Source organism: Streptococcus sp. ELY_90, assembly GCF_058314475.1.
In genome coordinates this window covers 21417-41755 of the sequence record NZ_JBZFUJ010000007.1, presented here as the reverse complement: position 1 = coordinate 41755, position 20339 = coordinate 21417, and the positions used below count along the sequence as shown (strand labels likewise).

Here is a 20339-nt window from a genome sequence, read left to right as displayed (position 1 = left end):
CATGTTAGAATTAAAAAATATATCCAAACGATTTGGTCAGAAAGTGATTTTCGATCAGTTTAATTTAAGCATTCCTGAAGGCAAGATTCTGTCGTTAGTGGGACCGTCCGGCGGCGGCAAGACCACCCTTCTTCGGATGCTGGCAGGGCTTGAAAAAATTGACTCCGGTCAGGTTATCTATAATGACGAGGAAGTTCCCATCAATCATTTAGAAAATCGCAATTTGCTGGGCTTTGTTTTTCAGGATTTTCAGCTGTTTCCGCATCTGACGGTTTTAGATAATTTGATTTTGTCACCGACTAAAACGATGAACATGTCAAAAGAAGAGGCTAAACAAAAAGCCAGAGAGCTTTTGAAACGCTTAGGACTGCAAGAGCATGAGAATGCTTATCCTTATTCTCTGTCGGGCGGACAAAAGCAGCGGGTGGCTTTGGCGCGTGCCATGATGGTTAATCCAAAAATTATCGGTTACGATGAGCCGACCAGTGCCCTTGATCCGGAGCTGCGCCAGGAAGTAGAGAAGCTGATTCTGCAAAATCAGGAAATAGGGATTACGCAGATTGTTGTCACGCATGATATGCAGTTTGCGCAAACTATCTCTGATGAGATTATTAAAATCAATCCAAAATAAAAAGAAGGTTTAGGTAGTAAAATGACGTTTAAGAAAATAATTTTGGGATTTTTTGCCGTCTTTTTGGCGGTCACTTTGGCAGCCTGCGGCAAAAAAGACAGCAATGCTAAGGATAACTGGAAAAAATTTGAATCAAAGCAAACCATCACCATCGGTTTTGACAACACCTTTGTTCCTATGGGATTCAAGGATAAAAACGGAAAGAACGTTGGTTTTGACATTGACTTAGCCAATGCCGTCTTTGCCGAATACGGAATCAAGGTTAAATGGCAGCCTATCAACTGGGATTTGAAAGAAACTGAGTTAAAAAACGGGAAGATTGATTTGATCTGGAACGGTTATTCAAAAACAAAGGAACGTGCCCGTAAGGTCAGCTTTACAGAACCCTACATGAAAAATGATCAGGTTCTGGTTGCTAAGAAATCCTCCAGCATTGCCAGCTTTTCTGACATGAAAGGAAAGGCTCTGGGAGCGCAGTCCGGATCATCCGGTTATGATGCTTTCACGGCTAATCCAAAGGTTTTAAAGGATATTGTCAAGGATAATGATGCTACTCAGTATGAAACCTTCACACAGGCCTTTATTGATTTGAAAAATGACCGCATCGACGGCCTCCTGATTGACCGTGTCTATGCCAATTACTATCTTAAGCAGGAAGAAGAGCTGGAAAATTATAACATCATCAAAGGTAAATATGCCAGCGAAGATTTTTCAGTCGGCGTGCGTAAGTCAGACAAGACCTTGGTCAAAAAGATTAACCAAGCCTTCAAGAAACTTTACAAAGAGGGCAAATTCCAAGAAATATCTAAGAAATGGTTTGGCGAAGACGTCGCAAGCAAGGCCATAAAAAAATAAGTCCCACGGGACTTATTTTTTTAGTTTAAGGATCGGTGTGATCTGGTGATAAATGAGCAGCCATTGTTCATGCCTGCGCCAGAGACTGCTGTGACGATAGCCATCAAGTTCATAGGTAATGAGCTTGGTTTTCTGGCTGATGGTAATCATTTTAAAATAAGTGAAATTGCTTGCTCTGCTTTGCCGTGATTGAAGAAAATTCTTTTTGGTAGTGATATGGCCGTCTTCATCAATCAGGGCAAAATGTTCTGCCAGCAGATCTTCATAATCGGGAATCTTGGATAAGATGATTTTTTCATATTTGTGAAGCTTATGATAAACATTTTCAAAGATTTCATCCTCTGGAATGGCGGCAGGCTCAACGTGTATGTCAATATCATAGACATTGAAACGTTCCTGCAGGAGATTTTCTACCCTCTCTGTAATGTCATGGCTCTCATAAACAGATAAATCCGGATTCATTTCTAAAACCAAATCTAAATAAACATTGCTGCCGTAGGTCCGTCCGCGCTGGGATTTAACCGCGGAAATTTTGGGGATTTCTAAAATAGCTTTTTCGTATTCCTGCAGCTGTTTGTCATCAAAGCCATCAGAAAGGCTGAAAGCACTGGTCATAAAGATATCGTAAGCTGTCTTTAAAATCAAAAAGGTAATGATAATAGCAGCGATTTTGTCAATAATCGGGAGGCTGAAGCTGCTGGCTGTGACAGCGATGGTTGTTCCAAGTGAAGTCAGAGCATCAGAGAGATTGTCTTTGGCAGCTGCTCTGAGAGCTCCGGATTTCAGCCGTTTGGCTAAACTAATGTTATAGCTGTAAACCAAAAGCATAAGAGCGGCCGATATGAGACCGACAAACGCTGCAAGAGGATCGATTCTGACGTGATCATCGTGGAGCAATTTATGGATGGTTTCAAGAAGCACTTGAAAACCTACGGTAAACATGATAAAAGAGGTCACGAGGCTGGCCAGATCTTCTATTTTCCAGTGACCGAATTTGTGGTCGCGGTCTGCGGGTTTGCTGGCTAAGTGCAGTCCAATGAGAATCGTTGCATTTCCGACAATGTCTGAAGCATTGTTAAAGCCATCCGCCGTTAAGGATGCCGAATGCAGAAAATGTCCAGCAAGAAGCTTAAATACAGTTAATAATAAATAAACAATGATACTGAGCACAGGACCGCGCTGTGCCAGTTTGAGATTATCTGCCGGTGTCGCCATAATGTTCTCCCGAAAGTTGTTAATAGTCCTTATTATAACACGTTTACGGCAAAACAAAAACCATTTAAAAAATGGTTTTTGCGCTTTATTTTTTAGTAGCAAAATATGTCTTTGTCTCTTTAATAATAATCGGTGAAAGCATGAGCAGAGCGATTAAATTCGGAAGAGCCATCAACCCGTTGACAATATCTGCGATAATCCAGATTAGTTCCAGCTTGAGGAAGCCGCCGAGGCTGACCATGATAACGAAAATAGTGCGATAAACCGCGATGTATTTTGTTCCAAAGAGAAATTCAAAACAGCGTTCCCCATAATAAGACCAGCCAAGAATCGTGGTAAAGGCAAAGAGGACCAGACAAAGTGTCAGGGCAATGGCTCCCGGTGTTCCAAAAACAGTTGAAAACGCAGCCTGAGTCAAAGGTGCACCTTCCAAGCCTGCAACTGTCCATTTACCCGTTACCAGAATAGAAATCCCTGTCAAAGTACAGATAATCAGCGTATCAATAAAAGTTCCTGTCATTGAGATAAGACCTTGTTCGACAGGCTGTTCAGTCTTGGCAGCAGCAGCGGCAATCGGTGCAGAACCAAGTCCTGATTCATTGGAGAAAACACCGCGGGCAATCCCTTTTTGGATAGCTTCTTTGACAACAGCTCCGGTAAAGCCGCCGACAGCAGCAGTTCCGGTAAAGGCTCCGGTGAAAATGGCCTTAAAGGCCGGTATAATCTGATCGGCATTAACGAAAATGACACTCAGAGTAGCAATGATATAGATGACTGCCATGAAAGGAACGATTTTTTCAGACACCTTGGAGATAGACTGAATACCGCCAAAGATAATAACAGCAACAATAACAGCGACAATGATACTGACAATTTTTGGTGAAAAATGAAAGCTGTTTTCAAGAGAAGAGGTAATGGAGTTTACCTGCGAGAAGGTTCCGATTCCTAGGAAAGCAACAAGAATGCCGGCAACAGCAAAGAATACTGCTAAGGGTTTCCAGTGTTTGCCCATCCCGTTAGTGATATAGTACATCGGGCCGCCTGAGATTTCACCGTTAGCATCTTTGGAACGGTATTTAATAGCCAAGAGCCCTTCTGAATATTTGGTTGCCATACCAAAGAAGGCAGCAACCCACATCCAAAACAAAGCGCCAGGTCCGCCGGCTTTGATAGCTGTGGCAACCCCAACAATATTCCCTGTTCCGACAGTAGCTGCAAGAGCTGTTGCCAGTGCCGCAAAACTTGAGATATCCCCTTCACCTTTGTCATCGGTAAAGATGAGTTTAAAAGCTTTGGGAAGTTTTAAAATCTGCAAAAGTCCCAACCGCATACTGAGATAGATACCGGTACCTACCAAGAGAATCAGCAAGGGTGCGCCCCAGACGATATTGTCAAGGGCTTTAAAAAAATCCAACATGAAAACATATCTCCTTTAGCGATTGCGTTTTTTCACAGAAAAAAGAAGCTGTCTGCAAACAACTTCTGTGAGTACATGATAAGCAAGACCAAGAAAAACTCTAAAAACCTACTTATCTTCTGTCCTTTTGCCTGAGAGATTGAGCATATGCCTTGCCCCTTCGGCGCCTAAAAAGGTCTCTCCAGAAGTCCGTCAGTTTATCAGTCCTGTCTTCAGACACCTGAAAGTATTACTCCTTCGGTGAAAGATGGTCAGCCATCTTTTCTCTCCTGAAAAACGTCAATCGGCTTTAATATAGTAAAATTATAATATAATAAAAGTCGAATGATGTCAAGGCAGCTTTCCTGTTTTCTTGGTTAAAAGCCGAATGATTATCAAAAAGACAGCTTTGCTTGGCCTGTCTGTTGCTGATTCCGTAGCAGATATATGACAAAAGCTCTGTGACTTGGTAGAATGGCATTATTAGAATAAGAGGGAGACAAATATGAAAACATATGACTTATTGGTTATTGGTTTTGGCAAGGCCGGAAAGACCTTGGCAGCTAAGATGAGCAGCTTAGGCAAAAAAGTTGCCCTGGTGGAAAAAGATGCACAGATGTATGGCGGAACCTGCATCAATGTTGCCTGTATTCCAACCAAAACCTTAATCCATGCGGCCGAGAAGAATTTGTCTTTTGCTCAGGCAATGGAGCTGAAAGATACTGTCACAGCACGCCTGCGGCAAAAAAATCAGGCTGCACTGACAGGTTCTGGTGCAGATCTCTATACAGCCAAAGCCAAATTTCTTTCTAATAAAGTGGTAGAACTCTCTGCCGGCGATGAACGTGAACAGCTGAGTGCTGAAGTCATTGTCATCAATACAGGTGCCGTTTCCAACCAGCTGCCTGTTGAAGGCTTGGCAGAAAGCCGCCATGTCTATGACAGCACAGGCATTCAGCAGTTGGAGAGTCAGCCTGAGCGTTTGGGGATTATTGGCGGCGGCAATATCGGTTTAGAGTTTGCCAGTCTCTATGCTCATTTAGGCAGTCAGGTGACGGTCTTTGAAAACTCACCGATGATTCTCGGCCGTGCCGATGAAACAGTGGCACAGCTGGCCAAATCTTACTTAGAAGAAGACGGAGTGAATTTTGTCTTATCGGCTCAGGTAGAAAAGGTAAGCAACCAAGGTGACGCAGTGCTTGTAAGGTCAAACGGCCAAACGTATGAATTTGATGCGGTCCTTTATGCCACAGGACGAAAGCCTAACGTCGAGGACTTAGGACTTGAAAATACCGATATCCAATTAACTGAGCGCGGTGCTGTGCAGGTGGATGATTTTTGTGAGACGACCGTGGAAAATGTCTATGCGGTGGGGGATGTCCACGGCGGTCTTCAGTTTACTTATACGTCGCTTGATGATTTTCGGATTGTGTTTGGAAAACTGACCGGCCAAGGCAGCTACAGCTTGAAAGAGCGCCACAATGTTCCTGCTACCATCTTTATTCAGCCGCCCCTGTCTCAGGTTGGTTTGACTGAAAAAGAGGCTCAGGCCGCAGGCCTGCTTTATCAGAGCAAAGAATTAGCTGTTGCCGCTATGCCGCGTGCTCATGTCAATAATAATCTGCGCGGTCTCTATAAGGTGGTGGTCAATCCAGAAACTAAGGACATTCTCGGTGCTACACTTTTTGGTGAGGCTTCTCAGGAAAATATTAATCTGATCAAGATGGCCATGGACAATCAGATTCCCTATACCTATCTTAAAAATCAAATTTTTACCCATCCGACAATGGCTGAAAACCTCAATGATGTTTTTAATTTTTAAAAAGAGAGGATGGCAAAAGTCCAATCTCCCCATTTAGAGTTCATTTTAACCTCCTAACGCGGGGGTGAGAAGATGAACTCTTTTATTATTTCCTGAGTTCTTTTCTTTTTAGCTTTAAAAATGGTACAATAGACAGGCATCATTATAGGAAAGAAAGGAATAAAACAGCAGAGTCAGATTTGTCTGCTTGTGCAGAATTCGCTAATCCTGAAGAAGACTGTATTTGCGAAAAGTCAAAAGACTGGCTCTTGGTTAAGTGCAATGAATCCTTTATTAAACGGAATGAATGAAAGACAGGCAGAGGCTGTTAAAACGACAGAAGGACCGCTTTTGATTATGGCGGGAGCAGGTTCCGGTAAAACACGGGTGCTGACTCACCGTATCGCTTATCTGATTGATGAAAAAATGGTCAATCCTTGGAATATTTTAGCCATCACCTTTACCAATAAAGCAGCGCGTGAGATGAGAGAGCGGGCTATGCTGCTGAATCCGGCAACCAGTGATACTTTGATTGCGACCTTTCACTCGATGTGTGTGCGGATTCTGCGCCGTGAAGCAGACCATATCGGCTATAATCGTAATTTCACTATTGTTGATCCGGGTGAGCAGCGCACGCTTATGAAACGCATCATCAAGAATCTTAATCTTGATTCTAAGAAATGGAATGAACGAGCCATTTTGGGAACCATTTCCAATGCTAAAAATGATCTCATAGATGAAGCAGCGTATGAAAATCTAGCCGGCGATATGTACACGCAAATTGTGGCCAAGTGCTATAAGGTCTATCAGGAAGAGCTGCGCCGCAGTGAAGCTATGGACTTTGATGATTTAATCATGCTGACGCTGCGTCTCTTTGATAAAAATCCTGATGTATTGGCTTACTACCAGCAGCGTTATCAGTATATCCATGTCGATGAGTATCAGGATACCAACCATGCCCAGTATCAGCTGGTTAAGCTTTTGGCTTCCCGCTTTAAAAACATCTGTGTGGTCGGTGATGCGGATCAGTCAATCTATGGCTGGCGCGGTGCTGATATGCAAAATATCTTGGATTTTGAAAAGGATTATCCACAAGCCAAGGTTGTTCTTTTAGAGGAAAATTACCGTTCGACTAAAAAAATTCTGCAGGCGGCTAATGAAGTCATTAAAAACAATCGCAACCGCCGTCCTAAAAAACTCTGGACCCAAAATGCCGACGGTGAGAAGATTGTTTATTATCGGGCTGAAGATGAGCGCGATGAAGCTGTCTTTGTCGCCTCAACGATTGACAGCATTGTGCGAGAGACGGATCATAATTTTAAAGATTTCGCTGTTCTCTACCGTACCAATGCCCAGTCACGGACCATTGAAGAAGCCCTGCTCAAATCTAATATTCCCTATACCATGGTCGGAGGAACCAAGTTCTACAGCCGCAAGGAAATCCGTGATGTCATTGCTTATCTTAATGTCATCGCCAACGGTGCAGACAATATTTCTTTTGAACGCATTGTCAATGAACCTAAGCGCGGTGTCGGTCCCGGGACCTTAGAAAAAATCCGATCTTTTGCGGCTGCTCAAAACATGAGTCTGCTGGAAGCTTCAGAACAAATCATGCTCTCAAATATTAAGGGGAAGGCTGCTCAGGCTGTCTGGGATCTGGCCAATACCTTGCTTAGTTTGCGGGCTGATTTGGATCAGTACAGCATAACTGAACTGGTCGAAGAGGTCTTGGAAAAGACAGGCTATATGGAGGCTCTGCAGCTGCAAAATACACTGGAAAGTCAGGCTCGGATTGAAAATATTGAAGAATTTTTATCGGTTACCAAAAATTTTGATGACAGTATCCAAGATGCTCCTGAGGATGAAACAGGTCTTGATAAGCTCAGCCGTTTCCTCAACGATTTGGCCTTGATTGCCGATACGGATGAAGGCGATGCTGAAGCAGCTGAAGTGACCTTGATGACTCTGCATGCCGCCAAAGGCTTGGAATTTCCGGTTGTCTTTATCATCGGTCTTGAAGAAGGTGTCTTTCCTTTGTCGCGGTCTATTGAAGAAGCTGATGAATTAGAAGAAGAGCGCCGTTTGGCCTATGTTGGCATTACCCGTGCAGAAGAGCTCTTGTTCATTACTAATGCCAATGCCCGTACCCTTTATGGACGGACGGATTATAACCGCGAAAGCCGATTTATTAAGGAAATTTCAGAAGATTTGCTGACTTATCAAGGCTTGGCCCGTCCTGCGGCAACATCCTTTAAAGCCAGTTATGCTGATGGCAGACCTGCTAAATTCGGTCAAGGCATGAGTCTTGCTCAGGCTTTGCAGGCGCGCAAAACCGCAGCACAGCCGACAAACACCAAATTGCCTCTGGCAAACGCTGCCGCACATTCAGACGCTAAAGCAGAGATTGATTGGCAGATTGGTGATACTGCCTGCCATCGCAAATGGGGGGACGGTACAGTTCTTGAAGTGACCGGCAGCGGTAAAAATCAGGAGCTTAAAATCAAGTTTCCGGAAATCGGCCTGAAAAAGGTTTTAGCCAGTGTTGCACCCATTGAAAAGAAATGATACGCTCTTGAGCGACAAGCTTTTGTTTTTGAGAGGTGTTTTATCGGTGCAGGGCATTTCTGTCCTGTACAATAACTGCAGTGGGGTATAGTTTTCGGCTATACCCCTTTTAGACGGATAACTATTAGCCAGTGAGGCATTTTAGGTGTACAATAACTCTAGTTATGTTTTTGGAGGAAAGCTTATGACGAAAGACTATTCATTTGAGACCCTGCAGCTGCATGCAGGTCAAACGGTTGATCCGACGACTAAGTCGCGGGCTCTGCCCATTTATCAAACCACATCTTATGTTTTCAACGATTCGCAGGATGCTGAGGACTCTTTTGCCCTGCGCACAGAGGGCAATATCTATACACGAATTACCAATCCAACGACTGCCGTTTTTGAAGAACGCATGGCTGCTCTTGAAGGCGGTGTCGGTGCTTTGGCGACAGCTTCTGGAATGGCAGCCATTACCTACACTGCCTTGGCCTTGGCTCATGCCGGAGACCACATTGTGTCAGCAACCACTGTATACGGCGGGACCTTTAACCTGCTCAAAGAAACGCTGCCGCGCTATGGGATTACGACCAGCTTTGTGGATGTGGCTGATTTTGAAGCTATTGAAGCAGCTGTCAAGGATAATACCAAGTTTATTTTGGCTGAGACATTGGGAAATCCTTTAGGCAATGTTGCCGATCTTGAAAAATTGGCAGAGATTGCCCACCGCCACAGCATTCCTTTGGTTATTGACAATACCTTTGGCACCCCTTATCTGATCAATGTTTTTTCTTACGGTGCAGATATTGCCGTGCACTCGGCCACTAAATTTATCGGCGGTCACGGCACGTCTATCGGCGGTGTAATCGTGGACTCGGGCAAATTTGACTGGGAAAAATCCGGCAAGTTCCCGCAGTTTGTCGATGAAGATCCGTCTTACCACAATCTCAGCTATACCCGTGATATCGGGGCAGCAGCCTTTATTACAGCTGTTCGCACACAGTTGCTGCGCGATACCGGAGCCTGCCTGTCCCCTTTTAACGCTTTTCTGCTGACACAGGGTCTAGAAACTCTGTCTTTGCGGGTTGAACGCCATGTCGAAAATGCCAAGAAAATCGCGGAATATCTGGAAAAACATCCTAAGGTAACCAAAGTCAACTATGCCAGCCTGCCATCAAGCCCTTATTACGAACTGGCACAAAAATACCTGCCAAAGGGTGCCAGCTCCATCTTTACCTTCAATGTTGCTGGAGGAGCAGAAGCTGCTCGCAAGGTCATTGACAGCTTAGAAATCTTTTCGGATCTTGCCAATGTCGCTGATGCCAAATCTCTTGTGGTGCATCCTGCAACCACAACTCACGGCCAGATGAGCCCGGAAGATCTTCTTGCCTGCGGCATCGAACCTAATCAAATCCGTGTCTCTATCGGACTGGAAAATGCTGATGATTTAATTGAGGATTTAGGCTCAGCCTTAGACAATATTTGATCACATAACCGGATTGAGAAAGCTTTGTATGAACTAATGACTATCCCCTGTCTGTCAGACAGGGGATGCTTGTATTTTTAAGTGCCTTGGCAACAGCCTCTGCTAATCAAGACTCTATCTGCAATTTTTAAGGGAATTGTCAGACATCGCTGCCGGTTTTATTTTTTGCTATAATAGAGCTATAAATTTTATAGGGGTGTAGTCATGAATAATATCAAATGTCCGCACTGCGGGACAGTTTTTACCATCAATGAAACAGAATACAGCCAGCTTTTGGCGCAGGTGCGCAGCAGTGAATTTGATAAAGAACTGCATGATCGCTTAGCGCGTGAGACGCAGCTTTTGGAAGAAAAGTCGAAAAACAATCTGCAGCAGGAATTAGGGAAGAAAGATGCTGAAATTGCTGAATTAAAGGCAGAAATTGAGAACTTATCCTCTGTCAATGCCCTTGAAATGGCTAAGGCTCTCTCTGAAAAGGAAAAAGAAGTTACGGATTTGCAAAACCGCTTGGATAAGCTGTCTTTAGAAAAGGACAACGAGCTGCAGACGGCTCTTTCAAAGGTTGAAAAAGAGCGTGATGAGGCTAAAAATCAGCTGACACTGCAGGAAAAAGAAAGTGAGCTGCAACTTTCGTCAGTGCGCAGCGACTATGAAAGTCAGCTTAAGGCGGCCAATGAACAAGTAGAATTTTATAAGAATTTCAAAGCGCAGCAATCCACCAAGGCTATCGGCGAAAGCTTAGAAAATTATGCAGAAACAGAATTCAACAAGGTGCGCAGCTATGCCTTCCCTAATGCCTATTTTGCTAAGGATAATGAGGTTTCCGGCCGCGGTTCCAAGGGGGATTTTATTTTTCGCGAGGCCGATGAAAACGGTGTTGAATTTTTGTCCATCATGTTTGAGATGAAAAATGAGGCGGATACGACCAAAACCAAGCATAAGAATGCTGATTTCTTTAAGGAGCTTGATAAGGACCGCCGGGAGAAAAAGTGTGAGTATGCTGTCTTAGTGACGATGCTTGAGGCTGAGAATGATTACTATAATACAGGCATTGTCGATGTCAGCCATGAATATGAGAAGATGTATGTGGTTCGGCCGCAGTTCTTTATCCAGCTGATCGGGCTTTTGCGAAATGCTGCGCTCAATTCACTCAAGTACAAGCAGGAGCTGGCTTTGGTGCGTGAACAAAACATTGACATCACGCATTTCGAAGAAGATCTGGAAAGCTTTAAAAATGCTTTTGCCAAACACTATACCAACGCCAGCACACAGTTTGAAGAGGCCATCAAACGCATCGATGAATCCATCAAGCAGATGGAAAAGGTAAAAGAAGCGCTGCGTATCAGCTCAGGGCATCTCAGCAAGGCTAATAATAAACTGGACGACGTTTCGGTTAAAAAACTGACTCGCAAAAATCCAACCATGAAGGCAAAATTTGCTGCTTTAGATAACGATTAAACAAAGAAAGAAGGCTTTAACGATGGAAATCACTATTGAACGGGATGGTTTAAGTCTATTTGGCTTATTGGAAGGAACTCAGACGATCGAGAACGATAGAATTGCCATTTTAATGCACGGTTTCAAAGGAGATCTGGGTTATCAAAAAGGAAAGCTGCTCAATGACTTGGTTCAGTCACTAAATGCTGCTGGTCTCCCCACTCTTCGTTTTGATTTTAACGGCTGCGGCAGAAGCGGCGGGCGCTTTGAGGACATGACTGTTTTAAGTGAACTGCTCGATGGTCTGAAGATTATTGATTATGCCCGCCATACTGTAAAGGCTAAAGAAATTTACCTGGTCGGGCATTCTCAAGGCGGTGTGGTTGCCAGTATGTTGGCAGGCTATTTCCCAGATGTTATTGATAAGCTGGTCCTGCTTGCACCCGCTGCAACTCTCAAGGATGATGCGCTTAAGGGGGAATGCCAGGGTGTTGTCTATGATCCGCATCGTATTCCCGACAGTATTGTGATCGATGGTTTTACTGTTGGCGGGGATTATTTCAGAACGGCTCAGACCCTGCCGATTTATGAGGTGGCACAGGTTTACCAAGGACCAACTTTACTGGTGCATGGTGATGCTGATCAGGTTGTCAGTCCTCTTGCTTCGAATCGCTATCATGCTGTTTATAGGAATGACGAGTACCATTTAATTGAGGGAGCCGATCACGGCCTGTCTGGTGAAAACAATCAGCGGCAGACAGTGCTTGATTTGGTCAGCCGTTTTTTAGAAAAATAAAACTTTTTAAAAGGGCAAGGGTACTAACTCAGGCTGGTTCGGATTTTGGATATGAATTCTCGCTTGATTTTCGTTATAATAGGGTTATCACCATATTATGAGGTATAATCATGAACAATACGATAGATTTATCAAAACCCGTTGCACAGACCATTAAGGAGCATCCCGAGGTCAAGGCTATTCTGGTGGAACTGGGCTTTAAGCCCTTGGCTAATTCTGCCATGCTCAATACCGTTGGCAAGGTGACAACGCTGGCGGCAGGCTCTAAGATGACCGGCATTTCCCTTGCTGAAATTAAACGGACGTTGGAATTTAATGGCTATGAAGTGATTGGAGACAAATGATGGCTGATGAAAGAATTGAAGTCTTAAAAGATATTTTATTGGAACTCCACCACGGTGCCAGTGCTGAGTCTGTGCAAGAGCGGTTTAATCGGCATTTCAAAGGTGTTTCTGCCATTGAAATTTCCATGATGGAACATGAGCTGATGAATGCGGATACCGGTATTACCTTTGAAGATGTTATGGATCTGTGCAATGTCCATGCCAATCTTTTTAAGGGAGCCGTTTCTGGCGTTGATGTACCTGACAGTGAGCAGGAGGGGCATCCGGTCAAAGTGTTTAAGGATGAAAATTTGGCTCTGCGTGCCGCTCTTATGCGGATTCGCCGGATTATCGCCAATTACGGTAAACCTGAAAATACGGACTTTCGCAAAGAAATGTTAAAAGGTCTCAGGCATCAGTTTGCTTTACTGGGGCAGTTTGACAATCACTATACCCGCAAGGAAAAACTCTTCTTTCCTATTATGGAAGGCTATGGGCACGATGCGCCGCCCAAAGTGATGTGGGGAGTGGATGATAATATTCGTCAGCTCTTTAAAAACGCTAAGACGGCTCTGGAGAAGCTGCCAGAGGGTTCTATTGAGGAGGTTTCTGAGCAATTCGAGATTTTTGCTGATGAATTTGAAGAAATGATCTTCAAAGAAGAAGCTATCTTGCTGATGATTCTTCTGGAATCTTTCACACAGGACGATTGGCTGCAGATTGCTGATGAAAGTGATGCTTACGGCTATGCTATTCTCAAACCGGCTGAAAAATGGCGCCCTCAGCGTGTATCCTTTGATGATGCTGAAAGAAAAAATGACGGAGAGCCGCAGGCGGAATCTTCAGCGGCGCCGTCATTGGAAGAATCTGGCAATAAGCGCATCATTGAGACACCGGAAGGTCAGTTCACTATTACCTTTACACCTAAGGAAAGCACCGCAGCTGACCGCACGGCTCAGCAGCCTTTTGGCAATGGCTATCTGTCGGTTGAACAGGCCAACCTTATTTTGAATCATTTACCTTTGGAGATTACTTTTGTCAATAAGGATGATATCTTTCAATATTACAATGACAGTGTTCCGGCTGCCGAGATGGTTTTTAAACGTACACCCAGCCAAATAGGGCGCAATGTCGAACTCTGCCATCCACCCAAAGTATTGGACAAGGTCAAGAAAGTTTTTGAAGTCCTGCGTTCCGGTCAAAAAGATAAGGTGGAGATGTGGTTTCAGTCTGAGCGTCTGGGCAAATTTGTCTATGTTACCTATGCTGCGGTTCGTGATGAACAAGGGATTTTTCAGGGAGTTTTGGAATACGTCCAAGATATCAAGCCTTTCTTTGAATTGGACAGCGACAGCAAGCGCGATGTATAATTAAAAAATTAAGGAAACAGAAGTCAAAAAAATAGCTGTCTGGTGAATGTCCAAACAGCTATTCGTTTTTATGTCAGTGACTTTAGTAATTATGAAAAAAGCAAAGCTGCTGATAAGCTTTTGCTTAGCCCTGCAATGATTTATGTGTCTTATCCAGATAGGCCAGTAAAAATTTTTCGGCTAAACTGCCGTCTTTAATTTCTTTTTTGGCTCTGTCAAAGTCAAACCAGGCCCAATCATCAATTTCACTGTTGGGAGTAAGACTGCCTGAAACAGTAACAGCGAAATTAAGCATGAGCGTGTTGGATTTTTCAAAATACTGACTCTGGTTAAAATGAAGCGATGTCACCTTAAGACCGGTTTCCTCTTTAATTTCACGCTTGACAGCTGTTTCGGCACTTTCGCCTTGAGAGATGTAACCGGCAACCAGAATGTAATCCGGTCTGCTGTATTGCTTGATGAGCAGTATTTTAGTTTGATCTTCGTTTTGAACAATCATGCTGCAGGCTGTATTAAAAATAGGGAAGCGAAAGGCCTGACACTTCTCGCAGTATGGAATGAGGCCTTCGTTTTCTAAGAACTTAGGCTGTAATTTTGTTCCGCATTCTGTGCAAAATTTCTGAATAGGATAAGTCATAAGAGCTCCTTTGCCCTTATTTTAACAGAAAAAACAGCTCTCGTAAATTATTCCAGGTTTTGCTGCTGCTGCTTTAAGCCTGCAGAGCACAAATAAAATTGTTCCATTAGGTAAGAGCTGTGAGTGCAGGTGGCTGCTAAAAGTTTTCAATTGGCCGGCTGTCAGCAATCTATGCTATAATAGGAATTATGATTTCAGGAATTATCAATCTCAAAAAAGAAGCAGGAATGACTTCGCATGATGCGGTCTTTAAGCTTCGAAAAATATTGCAGGAAAAGAAAATCGGCCACGGGGGGACGCTTGATCCCGATGTCGTTGGCGTGCTGCCTGTTGCTTTGGGCAAGGCGACCCGTGTTTTGGAATATATGACAGACTCCGGCAAGGTCTATGAGGGGCAGATAACCCTTGGTTTTTCGACAACGACAGAAGATGCCGGCGGTGAAATTGTTGAGAGAACGCCGGTTGATAAAAATTTAACAGCAGAAGCTGTTGATACAGCCATGTCAGCCTTTGTCGGGCAGATCAATCAGATTCCTCCTATGTATTCGGCTGTGAAAGTCAACGGCCGTAAACTTTATGACTATGCGCGTGCCGGTGAAACTGTTGAGCGGCCCGAGCGTCAGGTGACCATTTATGAATTTAAGCGTATCGGTGATTTGATTTTTAAAGACGGTCTGTGTTCTTTTGCTTTCAGAGCTGTCTGCAGCAAAGGAACTTATGTCAGGACTTTGGCCGTTGATTTAGGAGCCAGGCTCGGCTATGCCAGCCACATATCTTTCCTTAAAAGGACTGCTTCAGCCGGTTTAAAATTAGAAGATGCTTTGAGTTTAAATGAGATTGCTGACAAGGCAGCAGCCGGTGATTTTTCTTTTATTTTGCCCATTGAATACGGTGTTTTATCTTTGCCGCAGGCAGAATTAAGTAAGGAACAAGTTAAAGAGATCTCTTTTGGCAGACGAATCAGTCTGCTCCAAAAAGATGAGCTGCTGGCTGCCTTTTATGAAAATAAGCTTGTCGCTGTTTTAGAAAAACGAGAATCTTTTTATAAACCCAAAAAGGTTTTTCTGTAAAAATGTGCTTTAGAAAGATGATAGAAGATGAATATTTTTAGAATTCGCAGCCATAAGGATATCCGCCGCAAGGAGCCTTCAGTTTTGGTTTTAGGTTATTTTGATGCCCTTCATAAGGGACACAGGAAACTGTTTGAGGAAGCAAAAATATTGGCGGAGAAGGAAAAACTGAAAATCACTGTGCTTACTTTTCCGGAATCTCCTCAGCTGGCTTTTTCGCGTTTCAGTCCGGAGCTGCTTAATCATATCAATTATCCCGAAAAACGTTATGCCAAGTTTGCAGAGTATGGGGTTGATGATCTTTATCTGACTGATTTTACTTCGGCCTTTGCCAAAACCAGTTCGGATGATTTTATCAATGACTATATCAATGCCCTTCAAGCCAGAGCTGTTGTTGTCGGCTTTGACTATAAGTTCGGGCACAATAAAACAGACGCTGATTACCTTAAACGCAATTTTTCCGGTCAAGTCATCACGGTGCCTGAGGTACAGTATAAGCGGGAAAAAATCAGCTCAACTCGAGTGCGCCGCTTGATCAGTCAGGGAGATGTTGCTCAGGTTAATCAGCTTTTAGGCTATGAGTTTTCAACAAGAGGGATTGTTGTGCACGGTGATGCCAGAGGACGGACGATCGGATTTCCGACGGCCAATCTGGCACCTATTGATCGCACCTATCTGCCGGCAGACGGCGTTTATGTGGCCGATGTTTTGGTGGGGGAAAAACGGTACCGCTCCATGACCAGCATCGGCAAAAATGTGACCTTTGGCGGAACAGAGCTGCGCTTAGAAGCCAATATATTTGACTTTGACGGAGATATCTACGGAGAAACAATTGAAGTCTTATGGCTGGATAAAATCCGTGAAATGGTCAAATTTAACGGTATTGATGACTTAGTTAAACAGCTTGAAATAGATAAAGAATTTGCCCTAAATTGGGGAAAAGCATAGCCAAGTCACTTAAAATCTTGTATAATAAAAAGCGAGTATGAATAAAGGGGTAGGTTATGATTACCTTATTTTTATCGCCCAGCTGTACAAGCTGCCGCAAGGCAAGGGCTTGGTTAAATAGACACGATGTTGCCTTTCGAGAGCACAATATCATCACAAGCCCTTTAAGCCGTGATGATTTACTGAAAATTCTTTCTTATACAGAAAACGGAACCGAAGACATTATTTCAACCCGGTCAAAAGTTTTTCAAAAATTAAATATTGATGTGGATGAATTGTCTGTCTCTGAGTTGATCAACCTTATTTCTAAAAATCCCAGTCTGCTTCGGCGTCCCATTATTATGGATGATAAGCGCATGCAGATTGGTTTTAATGAAGATGAGATTCGGGCTTTTTTACCACGAGATTACCGCAAGCAGGAACTGCGTCAGGCAACGATTAAAGCAGAAACAGAGGAAGAAGATGAGTCATAAAAACTATTCTTATCCTTTAGATTTATCGTGGAGCACTGAAGAAATAACCTCAGTGCTTTCTTTTTTAAATTTAATCGAAAAGGCTTACGAAAGCAAGGTTGAGGCTGCCCTCCTTTTAGAAGGCTACAGGACATATAAGACAGTTGTCAGCACTAAATCGCAGGAAAAGCAAATCGACCGTGAGTTTGAGAAGGTCAGCGGCTATTCTGTCTACCGTGCAGTTCAGGCGGCAAAGGCTAAAGAGAAAGGATTTATCTCTATTGGAAACTAAATTTCAATTTGCAAAAGAACTGATTTATGAAGCAGGACGCTATATTCGTGATAACATGACGCACGATTTGGTGATTGAAGAAAAGTCACGCTTTGACGATCTGGTTACCGATTTAGATAAGGCTGTTCAGGAATTAATGGTTGAACGGATTCACAGTCTTTATCCGGAGGATCATTTTTTTGCAGAAGAGGACGGTCTTGTGTCAGATATCAAGGATGGCCGTGTCTGGGTTTTGGATCCGATTGACGGAACCGTTAATTTTATCGTCCAGGGCTGCGATTTTGCTGTTATGATTGCTTATTATGAAAATGGCGTCGGTCAATTCGGACTCATTTATGATGTTATGAATGATGTTCTTTACAGCGGCGGCGGTCAATTTGAAGTGACTGCTAATGCTAAGCCTTTGCGTTCTTTTCAAGACAGACCCTTCAAGCGTTCGTTAATCGGCGCCAACAGTGCCATGTGTGCCCAAAATATTATGGGTATAGCTGATTTAGGCCGCCATACGTTGGGAATCCGCGGGATTGGCAGTGCCGGGCTCAGCATTTGCCGCGTCTTAGAAGGACGTTTTATGGCCTATTTTTCCAATATTGCTCCCTGGGATTATGCTGCAGGCAGTATCATGGGGGAAAAACTGGGCTACACTGTTCTTGATTTGTACGGTCATAAACCCGACTACAAAAGCCGGCAGATGGTCATGTTTGTTCCTAAGGCTAAATTAAACGAAATCCAAAACTATATTAAATAGTATCTTATCCGACAGGGGATTTGTCTTGGATAGGAATAAAAGTAGATTATTTATATGTTATTACCTGAAAAATTTGTAGAAAAATATCAAAACATTCTAGGAAGCGAAGCCGAAGATTTTTTCGCAAGTTTCAAAGAAGAAGCAGTTGCTGCTTTTCGAACCAATCCTTTAAAGAGCAGTCAGATTCCATTTGAGGATCCGATTCCCACTACAGCTTGGGGTCATTACGGCAAGGTTTCCGGCCGGTCTGCTGAGCATGTTTCAGGACTGGTCTATTCTCAAGAACCGGCTGCCCAAATGGTTGCCCAGGCAGCAGCACCTGCAAAAGGAATGAAAGTACTTGATTTGGCAGCGGCACCGGGAGGAAAAACGACGCACCTGCTTTCTTATCTGGATAATACGGGCATTTTGGTGAGCAATGAGATTTCTAAAAAGCGCAGCAAAGTTCTCGTAGAAAATGTAGAGCGTTTTGGTGCCAGAAATGTCATTGTTACCAATGAAAGTCCTCAAAATCTGGCGCAGACCTTTGACCATTATTTTGATCTTATTGTTTTAGATGCACCCTGCTCGGGTGAAGGAATGTTCCGAAAAGACCCGTCCGCTATAAACTATTGGCATGAAGATTACCCGGCAGAATGTGCCGAACTTCAAAAAGAGATTCTGCAGGAAGCTGTAAAAATGCTGGCTTTTGGTGGCAGTTTGCTTTATTCAACCTGCACTTGGGCGCCGGAAGAAAACGAGGATGTTGTCCGCTGGCTGCTCTCACAGTATGATTATCTGGAGCTGGAAGACATTCCCAAAATCAATGGTATGACCGAAGGCATTGATATGCCAGAAGCTGCCAGGATGTATCCCCATCGCTTTAAAGGGGAAGGCCAGTTTGTGGCTAAGCTTCGGGATAAACGGCCGTCTCAGCCCTCTGCTCTGTCAAAAACTGCTAAGACGCATTTGAAAAAAGATCAGGAAAAACTCTGGAAGACCTTTGCTGATAAACATCTTAAAGTTAAATTAGAAGGCCTATACCAAACCTTTGGCAGCCAGCTTTATTTACTACCGCAAGGGCTGCCCGACCTGTCCAAATTGAAGATTGCAAGAAACGGCCTGCATTTAGGGACCTTTAAGAAAGACCGGTTTGAGCCGTCTTTCGCCCTGGGGCTGGCATTGAAAAAAGATGAGGTGGTACAGTCTCTTGAAATTGATGTAGAACAGTTTGGAATTTACGCTTCCGGAAATGTTCTGCCCCTCTCGCACGATTATGAAAAGGGCTGGTATCAAATTCTTATAAATGGGAATGGCTTGGGTTTTGCCAAGGTAACAGGCAATACGCTAAAGAATTATTTTCCTAAAGGGCTTCGTTTTCAAGTATAAATGTTATAGAATACATTTTAAAAAAATTTTACAATTGCAAACCGTTTCATTTATTTTATTGTTATAATTGATTAGGAAAGGAAAGCAAGTAAATGAGAAAGAAAAAAATAGTTTTATCCTTGGTACTGGCCGCAGTCAGTCTGAGCTTAGCAGCCTGTTCCAGCTGGATTGATAAGGGACAGTCGATCACCAGTGTCGGCTCAACAGCCCTTCAGCCCTTAGTAGAGGCTTCTTCAGATGAGTTTGCTCAGTCTAATTTAGGTAAAACTATCAATGTCCAAGGCGGCGGTTCCGGTACAGGACTTTCGCAGGTGCAGTCAGGTGCTGTTCAGATTGGCAACAGTGACCTTTTTGCCGAAGAAAAAGACGGAATCAATGCCAAGGAGCTGGTTGACCATCAGGTTGCAGTTGCCGGAATTGCTGTTATTGCCAACAAAAATGTTAAAGTTTCAAATTTAACTGTTGAACAGCTGCGAAAAATTTTTACCGGTGAATATACCAACTGGAAACAAGTCGGCGGTCAGAATTTAGAAATTTCGATTATTAACCGAGCTGCGAGCTCCGGTTCTCGGGCAACCTTTGACAGTGTCATCATGGACGGAAAAGATGCCAAGCAAAGTCAGGAACAAGATTCCAACGGTATGGTAAAATCAATTGTTTCACAGACTCCGGGTGCGATTTCCTATCTGGCATTTGCTTATGTTGATCATTCAGTAAAATCGATACAATTGAATGGTTTTAAACCAACTGTAAAAAATGTAACCACCAACGACTGGCCGCTTTGGTCTTATGAACACATGTATACCAAAGGAAAAGCTAAAGGTCTAACCAAGGAATTTTTGGAATTCATGATGAGTGATGAGGTGCAAAAGAGCATCGTCCCTCGAATGGGTTACATTTCTGTTAATGACATGAAAGTTGTTAAGAGTGCAGACGGTACTATAATAGCTAAATAATAAATGATACAAGT

The 20339-nt window shown here is 43.5% G+C and carries 19 protein-coding genes and 1 riboswitch; of the genes, 16 read left to right on the top strand and 3 right to left on the bottom strand.

Annotated elements, in window-relative coordinates; all coding sequences use genetic code 11:
- Position 1 precedes the first annotated feature (1 nt).
- Together AC4HAF_RS05695 and AC4HAF_RS05690 are read left to right on the top strand one after the other, a co-directional pair.
- The gene (locus tag AC4HAF_RS05695) at positions 2 to 631 is read left to right on the top strand and encodes an amino acid ABC transporter ATP-binding protein (RefSeq protein WP_491097010.1); all 630 of its coding nucleotides are present in this window, start codon (positions 2 to 4) and stop codon (positions 629 to 631) included.
- Between the two features lie 21 nt (positions 632 to 652).
- Positions 653 to 1486, top strand: a complete 834-nt coding sequence (locus AC4HAF_RS05690; RefSeq protein ID WP_491097009.1) for an amino acid ABC transporter substrate-binding protein — start codon at positions 653 to 655, stop codon at positions 1484 to 1486.
- A gap of 12 nt (positions 1487 to 1498) precedes the next feature.
- Here the strand turns inward: AC4HAF_RS05690 and AC4HAF_RS05685 are convergent, their stop codons facing one another.
- Entirely contained in the window at positions 1499 to 2701 is a 1203-nt protein-coding gene (locus tag AC4HAF_RS05685) for a cation diffusion facilitator family transporter (protein WP_491097008.1), read from the bottom strand.
- Positions 2702 to 2786: 85 nt separating this feature from the next.
- Complete coding sequence (locus AC4HAF_RS05680; RefSeq protein WP_491091148.1) at positions 2787 to 4118, bottom strand: alanine/glycine:cation symporter family protein; 1332 nt, start codon at positions 4116 to 4118, stop codon at positions 2787 to 2789.
- Between the two features lie 109 nt (positions 4119 to 4227).
- A riboswitch (glycine riboswitch) is annotated at positions 4228 to 4313 on the bottom strand.
- 289 nt (positions 4314 to 4602) lie between these two features.
- Here AC4HAF_RS05680 and AC4HAF_RS05675 point away from each other — a divergent pair.
- The 7 genes from AC4HAF_RS05675 (at position 4603) to AC4HAF_RS05645 (ending at position 13854) form a co-directional block, all read left to right on the top strand.
- Entirely contained in the window at positions 4603 to 5919 is a 1317-nt protein-coding gene (locus AC4HAF_RS05675; protein WP_491097007.1) for an FAD-containing oxidoreductase, read from the top strand.
- 261 nt (positions 5920 to 6180) lie between these two features.
- Positions 6181 to 8463: a DNA helicase PcrA gene (gene pcrA / locus AC4HAF_RS05670; protein WP_491097006.1), complete on the top strand. Its 2283-nt coding sequence runs from the start codon at positions 6181 to 6183 to the stop codon at positions 8461 to 8463.
- Positions 8464 to 8647: 184 nt separating this feature from the next.
- Positions 8648 to 9928 (top strand): O-acetylhomoserine aminocarboxypropyltransferase/cysteine synthase family protein, encoded by a 1281-nt coding sequence (locus AC4HAF_RS05665; RefSeq protein WP_491097005.1) that lies wholly within the window; start codon positions 8648 to 8650, stop codon positions 9926 to 9928.
- 204 nt (positions 9929 to 10132) lie between these two features.
- Positions 10133 to 11386 (top strand): DUF2130 domain-containing protein, encoded by a 1254-nt coding sequence (locus AC4HAF_RS05660; RefSeq protein WP_491097004.1) that lies wholly within the window; start codon positions 10133 to 10135, stop codon positions 11384 to 11386.
- 22 nt (positions 11387 to 11408) lie between these two features.
- Positions 11409 to 12161, top strand: a complete 753-nt coding sequence (locus AC4HAF_RS05655) for an alpha/beta hydrolase (RefSeq protein WP_491097003.1) — start codon at positions 11409 to 11411, stop codon at positions 12159 to 12161.
- Between the two features lie 110 nt (positions 12162 to 12271).
- Complete coding sequence (locus tag AC4HAF_RS05650; protein ID WP_491091142.1) at positions 12272 to 12505, top strand: DUF1858 domain-containing protein; 234 nt, start codon at positions 12272 to 12274, stop codon at positions 12503 to 12505.
- Complete coding sequence (locus AC4HAF_RS05645; protein ID WP_491097002.1) at positions 12505 to 13854, top strand: DUF438 domain-containing protein; 1350 nt, start codon at positions 12505 to 12507, stop codon at positions 13852 to 13854. Before AC4HAF_RS05650 ends, AC4HAF_RS05645 begins: the two co-directional genes overlap by 1 nt.
- A gap of 124 nt (positions 13855 to 13978) precedes the next feature.
- Here AC4HAF_RS05645 and AC4HAF_RS05640 read toward each other — a convergent pair whose 3' ends face one another.
- Positions 13979 to 14491, bottom strand: coding sequence for an NAD(+) diphosphatase (locus tag AC4HAF_RS05640; RefSeq protein WP_491097001.1), 513 nt, complete (start codon positions 14489 to 14491; stop codon positions 13979 to 13981).
- 188 nt (positions 14492 to 14679) lie between these two features.
- Here AC4HAF_RS05640 and truB point away from each other — a divergent pair, with 188 nt between their 5' ends.
- From truB to AC4HAF_RS05605, 7 genes are all read left to right on the top strand, one after another.
- A complete protein-coding gene (truB, locus tag AC4HAF_RS05635; protein ID WP_491097000.1) occupies positions 14680 to 15561 on the top strand; it encodes a tRNA pseudouridine(55) synthase TruB in 882 nt (293 codons plus the stop codon).
- A 27-nt stretch (positions 15562 to 15588) separates the two neighbouring features.
- Positions 15589 to 16509 carry a bifunctional riboflavin kinase/FAD synthetase gene (locus tag AC4HAF_RS05630; protein ID WP_491096999.1) on the top strand — a complete coding sequence of 307 codons (921 nt, stop codon included), beginning with the start codon at positions 15589 to 15591 and terminating at the stop codon, positions 16507 to 16509.
- A gap of 56 nt (positions 16510 to 16565) precedes the next feature.
- Positions 16566 to 16982: a Spx/MgsR family RNA polymerase-binding regulatory protein gene (locus tag AC4HAF_RS05625; RefSeq protein ID WP_491091138.1), complete on the top strand. Its 417-nt coding sequence runs from the start codon at positions 16566 to 16568 to the stop codon at positions 16980 to 16982.
- Entirely contained in the window at positions 16972 to 17253 is a 282-nt protein-coding gene (locus AC4HAF_RS05620; protein ID WP_491091137.1) for a UPF0223 family protein, read from the top strand. Before AC4HAF_RS05625 ends, AC4HAF_RS05620 begins: the two co-directional genes overlap by 11 nt.
- On the top strand, positions 17243 to 18001 hold the full coding sequence (locus tag AC4HAF_RS05615; RefSeq protein WP_491091136.1) for an inositol monophosphatase family protein: 759 nt from the start codon (positions 17243 to 17245) through the stop codon (positions 17999 to 18001). The genes AC4HAF_RS05620 and AC4HAF_RS05615 overlap by 11 nt, the downstream gene beginning before the upstream one ends.
- Before the next feature lie 54 nt (positions 18002 to 18055).
- Entirely contained in the window at positions 18056 to 19369 is a 1314-nt protein-coding gene (locus AC4HAF_RS05610; protein ID WP_491096998.1) for an RsmF rRNA methyltransferase first C-terminal domain-containing protein, read from the top strand.
- 92 nt (positions 19370 to 19461) lie between these two features.
- Positions 19462 to 20325 carry a phosphate ABC transporter substrate-binding protein PstS family protein gene (locus AC4HAF_RS05605; RefSeq protein ID WP_491096997.1) on the top strand — a complete coding sequence of 288 codons (864 nt, stop codon included), beginning with the start codon at positions 19462 to 19464 and terminating at the stop codon, positions 20323 to 20325.
- Positions 20326 to 20339 lie beyond the last annotated feature (14 nt).